We start from the raw sequence: 7,247 nt of genomic DNA on the forward strand, positions 1-7,247 counted from the left end.
CGCCATCATCCTCATGGTCATCGGCTGGTACGCCTGCCGCGACCGCATCCACACCATCGCCGCCGCCCGCAACGGCCACACCGGCACCTCCCCCGTCATCGCCAACCGACCCCTCCCCCGCAGGTGAGCCAGGCATGCTCCAGGCATCGCTGCGGCACAGCGGGGGCACAGAAGTCGGTGGCACGCTGAAGCCATGAGACCGACAAGCCCCACGATGACGGAAGGCCCCCGGTCGGACCTCACCGTTTCAGCACGGTGGGGCCGGATCCGGGGAGCCGTCCGTCGTCCTGTCGCTCGGCAGCTCGCGCGGTTCACCGGCGTGGGCGTTGTCTGCACCGCGGCCTCCATGGGCCTCTACGCGGCCCTCCGCATCCCAGTCGGGCCGACGGCAGCCAACGCCGTCGCGCTCATCGTGACCTCACTGCTCAACACCGAGCTCAACCGTCGGTTCACCTTCCGCATCCGCGGGAGCCGCCGCCGGCTCCACGACCACCTGCACGGCCTCGTGGCCCTCGTGATCGCCCTTGCGCTCACGAGCGGGAGCCTCTGGACCCTCCTCTGGGCCGAGCCCAACGCGGGCATCGCCGAGGAGCTGTGGACCACGACCGTCGCGGGATGGGTTGCGACGGCGGCGCGCTTCGTCCTGCTGCGCTATTGGGTCTTCCGCCGGGCGCGGAACGCCTAGGTCGGTTTCGGGCCGGGTTCCCCAGCTTCTGCTCCCAGTTCCCCAGCTCTCGGGCCGGGTTCCCCAGCTTCTGCTCCCAGTTCCCCAGCTTCTGCTCCCAGTTCCCCAGCTTCTCCGGGTCGATCTCCTCGACGCGCCGAGGAACAGCAGCAGTCTTCTGCGTGTCGGGGGTGCGACAGCCGAAAAACTGGGGAACCCGGCGCTGAAGCTGGGGAACCCGGCGCTAAAACTGGGGAACCCGGCGCTCCCTCCCGACTACCGCCGGGCGATTCCCGTCACGGCGGCGTAGGAATCGGAGAGAGCGAGGGCGGCGGCCTCCAGCTCGTCGCCCGTGATCGTCGACGGCAGTGTGAAACGCACTGCTGTCTGCGCCGTCTCGGCGTCGAGGCCGAGAGCCAGAAGTACATGCGAAGGATCGCTCGACCCCGCCGCGCAGGCCGAGCCCGACGAACAGATGACGCCGCGCCGCTCGAGCTCGAGCAGCACGGATTCGCCGCTGACCCGTGGGAAGCAGAAGGACGCGCTCCCGGGCAGCCGCTGCTCGGGGTCACCGGTGGGCACGGCGTCGGGCACAAGCTCGGTCACGCGGTCCACGAAAGTCCGGCGGAGCGCTGCGAGACGGGGTGCCGCCGTCGGACGCTCGGCTTCCGCGAGGCGAAGGGCAGTCGCGAGCGCGACTGCGCCGGCGACATTCTCCGTGCCCGAGCGCAGCCCGCGCTCCTGGCCCCCGCCATCGACGAGCGGCTCCACGCTCAGGCGTCCTGAGGCGTACAGGAGGCCGACCCCCTTGGGTGCCCCGAGCTTGTGACCGGAGATGCTCAGTGCATCGACACCGAGATCGCGCACGCCGAGTGGGAGCGCGCCGGCTGCCTGCACGGCGTCAGTGTGGAACGGCACGCGCGCCGCATGCGCAACCGCGGCAAGCTCCGCGATCGGCTGGGTCGTCCCGACCTCGTTGTTCGCGTACATCACGGAGACCACTGCGGTCTGCGGACCGACGACGGCGGCGAGCGCCTCAGGGGCGACCCGTCCCGCGCCGTCGACGGGGACGACGTCGACCGCGAACCCGTGCAGGCGCGCGAGGCTCCGCGCGGACTCAAGGACCGCCGGGTGCTCGATGGCGCTCACGACGACCCTCGACCGCTGCGGGTCGGCCGCCCGCCGCGCGAGCGCGATCCCCTTCACTGCGAGGTTGTCCGCCTCCGTGCCGCCCGACGTGAACGTCACCTCGCCCGGACGGCAGCCCAGGACGCGGGCGACGTCGGTGCGCGCGGCCTCCAGCGCGCTCCGTGCCCGCTCGCCGAGCTCATGGTGGCTCGAAGCGTTCCCGAAGTCGCCCGTGAGGTAGTGCCACATGGCCTCGAGGACCTCGCGGCGCACGGGCGTCGTGCCCGCGGCGTCGAGGTAGATCATGGCAGGATCCCCTCCGGGACGGGCTCCGGGGCGACGGGCTCCGAAGTGTCAAGCACGACATCGAGCCCCAGATCGAGGTTGGCGACAGAGTGCGTGAGCGCACCGACCGAGATGACGTCCACGCCGGCGGCTGCGATCTCCGCGACCGTCCCGAGGTTCACGCCTCCGCTCGCCTCGACGATCGCCCGCCCCGCGACGAGCGCGACGCCTTCCCTCAGCTGCGCGGGCGTGAAGTTGTCGAGCATGATCGTGTCGACCCCGGCAGCGAGCACAGGCTCGATCTGCTCGATTGCATCGACCTCGACCTCGAAGTGCGTCGTGTGCCCGAGCCGGTCGCGCGCGGCACTGAGCACGTCAGTGAGCTTCGCGGGGTCGCCACCCGTCAGGACGGCGAGGTGGTTGTCCTTCGCCATCACGGCGTCCGAGAGGCTGAAGCGGTGGTTGCGACCGCCGCCGCAGCGGACCGCATAGCGTTCGAGCTCACGGAGGCCGGGCGTCGTCTTGCGGGTGTCCACAATGCGTGCCTTGGTCCCCGCGGTCAGCTCGACGTAGCGCGCCGTGAGGGTGGCGATCGCGCTCATCCGCTGGACCAGGTTGAGCACAACGCGCTCGGCCGTGAGGAGTTCCCTGGCTCGGCCCGTGATGCGGGCCAGCACCGTTCCCGCCTCGAAGGGTGCCCCCTCCGCGACCGGCAATTCGACCCGGGCCTCCGGGTCATGCATCCGGAAGCCAGCCTCGACGACCGGTCCGCCCGAGAAGATTCCGGGAACGCGCGCGCGGAGCTCGGCGGTGGCCCGGGCCGACTCGGGTATCAGGACGAGCGACGTGAGGTCCCCATGCGGCGCGTCCTCGGCATAGGCGGCCTCGAGGACGCGCCGCAGCGCGGCCGGCGGGAGAGGCATCGGGGACAGAGGCATCCGGGACGCCGAGACGAGCGGCAGAGCAGCCTGGGCTTGGACAGTGTTCGCCGTCATGATGCGGCCTTTCCCGCCAGGACAGGCTGGCGTACGACGTCGATTCCGGCTTCCGCAGTGCGTCGGCCGGTGCTGCCCTCCGTCAAGGGTCGGCGGTCGGGGAAGTCGAGGCGGAAGTGCGCGCCCACGGACTCCTCTCGGGCCGCCGCAGCGGCGACGAGGAGCCGTCCGGCAAGGATCAGGTTCCCGGTCTCTGGGTCATCCGAATGCTTCCCGGCGAGCGCACGGGCCGCCCGTCCGAGGCCCTCGGAATCTCGCAGGACGCCCGCCTCCGAGTCCATGAGCGCGGCCACGCCGGCGCGGGCCTCGACGCTCGCTCGCGGGTCTGCCGGCGTCATGGCCGGCACCTCTGGCTCGGTGTCGAAGGGCAGGAGGCTCCCGTCGCCGGGAACCGGGCCTTCCCAGACCCCCTCGGAGCCGCCGACGAACCGCTCGACCGCCCGGGCGGCGAACACGACTCCCTCGAGGAGCGAGTTCGAGGCCAGGCGATTCGCCCCATGCACCCCGGTGCACGCGACTTCCCCCGCCGCATACAGGCCGGGGATGCTCGTCGCGCCATCGACGTCGGTGGCGACGCCGCCCATCCAGTAGTGGGCGGCGGGCCCGATCGGAAGGAGGTCTCTGCGCCAGTCGTAGCCCGCGGCGCGGGTCATGGCGTCGAGGCTGGGGAACCGCCGGGCAAGGAACCCAGCGCCGCGCTCCGCCTCGATCCCGGTTGCGTCGAGGTACGCCTGGCCTCCGCCGGCACGGCGGTGGAGAGCGAGGGCGCGCGAGACGGCGTCCCGGGGCGCGAGCTCGCCGAGGGGGTGGTAGTCGGCGACGAAACGGCGCCCGGACGAATCCCTGATGACGGCGCCCTCGCCCCGCACGGCCTCGGAGACCAGGGACGAGCGAAGCGTGCCGTCGGCCGCCTTCAGCTGGAGGGCGGTCGGGTGGAACTGGTAGAACTCGAGGTCCCGCAGCACTGCTCCCGCGCGGAAGGCGAGGGCAACGCCGTCGCCCGTCGCGACGGTGGGATTCGTGGTCTGCGCGAAGAGCTGGCCCGCTCCCCCGGTCGCGAGCAGGACCGCGTCGGCCGCCACCCGGCGTCGTACGCTCGCGCTCGTGCCCCCGCCGGACGCAACATAGTCGACGCCCGCGACCGAACCGCCGTCGAGCGCAATGTCCGTAGCCATGGCATGCTCGAGCACCTCGATGCGCCCCTCGGACTCAAGGCGGCGAACGCGCGCGATGAGCGCCCGCGTGATGCCGGCCCCGCTCGCGTCCCCGCCCGCGTGCAGGATGCGCGGGAACGAGTGCGCCGCCTCGAGGCCCAGGAGGATCCGCCCGTCGGGGCCCCGGTCGAACGCGACGCCGTTCGCGAGGAGCGAGTCCACGGCGGCGGCCGCGCTGCCGCACATGACGTCGACGGCGGCCGGGATGCCGGCCTCGGCCCCCGCGGCCATCGTGTCCGCGACGTGGGATTCGACGCTGTCGCCAGGAGCTCGGAGGCCCTCAGGCAGGACTGCGGAGAACCCGCCCTGGGCCAGCATGCTGTTGCTGTCCGCGAGCGCCCCCTTCGTGAGGAGGACGACGGCGGCGCCCGCCTCGGCGGCGGAGACCGCGGCGAAGAGGCCGGCGACACCGCTGCCGACGATCGCCAGGCTGAGCGGGGTGCGCGAGGTGCCCAGCGTGCGGGCGGCCCCGGAGCTGCGCCTCCGGGTCTCGCTCCTGGGCCCAGACGAGGGCTGGGTCACGGCCGCACCGCCAGCATGCGCTCGAGGGCCACGCGCGCCGTCTCGGCGACCTCGGCAGGCACCTCGATGCGGTTCCGCACCTCGCCCTCGACGAGGCCCTCGAGGACCCAGGCGAGGTAGCCCGGGTGGATCCGGTACATCGTCGAGCAGGGGCAGATGACCGGGTCGAGGCAGAAGATCGTGTGCTGCGGGTATTCGGCCGCGAGGCGGTTCACAAGGTTGACCTCCGTGCCGATCGCGAAGACGGTCGGCTCCGTCGCTGCCGCGATGGCCTTGCGGATGTAGTCCGTCGAGCCGTATTCGTCCGCGGCGTCGACGACCTCCATGGGGCACTCGGGGTGGACGATCACTCGCACGCCCGGGTAGTCCGCGCGGGCCTTCTCGATCTGGGCGACGTTGAAGCGCCGGTGGACCGAGCAGAACCCGTGCCACAGGATCACCCGGGAATCGCGGAGGGTCTCGGGATCCGTGCCGCCCCAAGGCTTGCGCGGGCTCCACATCGGCATCTGCCCGAGCGGCACGCCCATGGCCTTCGCCGTGTTGCGGCCGAGGTGCTGGTCGGGGAAGAAGAGGACCCGCTGGCCGCGCTCGAACGCCCACTCGAGCACCGTCGCAGCGTTGGACGACGTGCAGACGATCCCGCCGTGCTCACCGCAGAAGCCCTTGAGCGCGGCGGAGGAGTTCATGTAGGTGACAGGGATGACGGGTACCCGGCCGTCCTCGTCCGGCTCGGTCCCGAAGAGTTCCTCAAGCTGGTCCCAGCACTCCTGGACCGAGTCGATGTCCGCCATGTCCGCCATCGAGCAGCCCGCGGCAAGGTTGGGCAGGATCACGGCCTGGTCATCCCGCGAGAGGATGTCTGCGGTCTCCGCCATGAAGTGCACGCCGCAGAACACGATCGCCTCGGCATCGGGGCGGGTCAGCGCGGCGTTGGCGAGCTGGAAGGAGTCGCCCACGAAGTCGGCGTGCTCGACGACCTCATCGCGCTGGTAGAAGTGCCCGAGGACGACGACGCGGTCGCCGAGGGCCTCCTTCGCGGCGACGATGCGGGCGTGCAGTTCGTCCTCGCCTGCCTCCTTGTACTCCTGCGGGAGCTGGCCCTGCCGAGGGGCCGACGACGGCGCGACGTCGGCGCTCGACGCCCCGGGACCGTACGACGGCAGGCCGCGCAGGGCCTCAGCCGCGTCGAACTCCCAGGGGCCCTTTGCAAGGTCAGCGCTGCACGTGCTTGCAGCCTTGGCGGGCGCCTCGCCAGCGAGGCGCTCCGCCTGCGCACGGGTGATGAGGTCGATGGCGGTCGCGACGGACGTCATGTGGTGCTCCTTTGGGCAGGGCCGGTGTAGCGGTAGAGGCGGGGAGGGCGGTGCTTGCCGCCCTCGAGGAACTGGTCGGTCGGCTCGATCTGGGGGACCGATTTGACCTGGCGACGGAAGTTCGCGGGGTCGAGGGTGCGGCCCAGGACAGCTTCGTAGACCTCGCGCAGCTGGGCGAGGGTGAACGTCTCGCCCAGGAAGTGGTAGGCGATCTGGGCGTATTCGATCTTGTTGCGCAGGCGCCACAGGGCGTAGTCGATGATCTCCCGATGGTCGAACGCGAGGCCGCCCTCGCCCTCGCCGGCCGTGTCCGCCCGGTGCCACGCGACATTGTCGGCTTCCCCCTCGCCGTCTACGAGGAGTTCCGCCTCCATGGGCCGCACGAGCGCCCAGTAGACGATCGAGACGACCCGTTGGCTGCCGAGGCTCGGCCGGCTCGCGCGGTCCAGGCCGCCGAAGGCGTACAGCTGCTCGAGGTACTCGGGGGCGAGGCCCGTGGTCTCGCGGAGGTTCCGGCGCGCCGCGTCCTCGAGCGATTCCGTTGCGGTCAGCGGGCCGCCCGGGAGCGCCCACTGCCCCTTGTAGGGTTCCTTCACCCGGCGGACGAGCGGGAGCCAGAGCGTGGGGGTTCCTTCGTCGCGGCTCGGCTTGAGCGCGAAGATGACCGTCGAGATGGCCAACGACGGCGGCAGCTGGGCGCGCTCCGAGACGTTCGCACCGAAGGGGCCTGCGAAGAGGGTGCTCACGGGCCTCCTTCGGAGTTAAGGTCAATTTGACTTTAAGTCATCATACGCCTGCGGAGCTCTCGCCAGCAAAAGTGACGCGGCGCCGTCGTCCTCCTCTGACGCACCCGCCCCTACCGACTCGGGTACAGAAACCCCCACCACCCGCTGACTCGGGTACAGAAACCCCCACCACCCACCCACTCGGGTACAGAAACCCCCACCACCCACCGACTCGGGTACAGAAACCCCCCACCTCCCGCCGTCTCGGGTACAGGGCGGATTCAAGGCATGTTGGCAACGGCCTGTTCGATGTCTTCGAGGAAGACTTCTCGTGGTGTTTTGAAGCCTAGTGTCTTGCGTGGCCGGTTGTTCATCTCGAAGGCGATGGCCTCGAGGTAGGA

Annotated in this window: 6 protein-coding genes and 1 pseudogene; 1 reads left to right on the forward strand and 6 read right to left on the reverse strand. The window is 71.1% G+C overall.

Annotation, left to right across the window (positions count from 1 at the left end):
• Positions 1-193 precede the first annotated feature (193 nt).
• Positions 194-685: a GtrA family protein gene (locus tag E6A21_RS17585; RefSeq protein ID WP_138445469.1), complete on the forward strand. Its 492-nt coding sequence runs from the start codon at positions 194-196 to the stop codon at positions 683-685.
• Between the two features lie 255 nt (positions 686-940).
• Here the strand turns inward: E6A21_RS17585 and E6A21_RS17590 are convergent, their stop codons facing one another.
• From E6A21_RS17590 to E6A21_RS18260, 6 genes and pseudogenes are all read right to left on the reverse strand, one after another.
• Positions 941-2,098 (reverse strand): cysteine desulfurase family protein, encoded by a 1,158-nt coding sequence (locus E6A21_RS17590; RefSeq protein WP_138445470.1) that lies wholly within the window; start codon positions 2,096-2,098, stop codon positions 941-943.
• A complete protein-coding gene (nadC, locus tag E6A21_RS17595) occupies positions 2,095-3,015 on the reverse strand; it encodes a carboxylating nicotinate-nucleotide diphosphorylase (RefSeq protein ID WP_171041467.1) in 921 nt (306 codons plus the stop codon). Before nadC ends, E6A21_RS17590 begins: the two co-directional genes overlap by 4 nt.
• 53 nt (positions 3,016-3,068) lie before the next feature.
• Positions 3,069-4,808 (reverse strand): L-aspartate oxidase, encoded by a 1,740-nt coding sequence (gene nadB, locus E6A21_RS17600; protein WP_246036618.1) that lies wholly within the window; start codon positions 4,806-4,808, stop codon positions 3,069-3,071.
• A complete protein-coding gene (nadA, locus tag E6A21_RS17605) occupies positions 4,805-6,121 on the reverse strand; it encodes a quinolinate synthase NadA (protein ID WP_138445471.1) in 1,317 nt (438 codons plus the stop codon). The genes nadB and nadA overlap by 4 nt, the downstream gene beginning before the upstream one ends.
• Positions 6,118-6,867, reverse strand: coding sequence for an NUDIX hydrolase (locus E6A21_RS17610; RefSeq protein WP_138445472.1), 750 nt, complete (start codon positions 6,865-6,867; stop codon positions 6,118-6,120). The genes nadA and E6A21_RS17610 overlap by 4 nt, the downstream gene beginning before the upstream one ends.
• A 260-nt stretch (positions 6,868-7,127) precedes the next feature.
• Positions 7,128-7,247, reverse strand: a pseudogene (locus E6A21_RS18260) (IS30 family transposase); the annotation flags it as partial.

This window comes from Sinomonas susongensis (assembly GCF_005877005.1).
Classification (GTDB): Bacteria; Actinomycetota; Actinomycetes; order Actinomycetales; family Micrococcaceae; genus Sinomonas; species Sinomonas susongensis.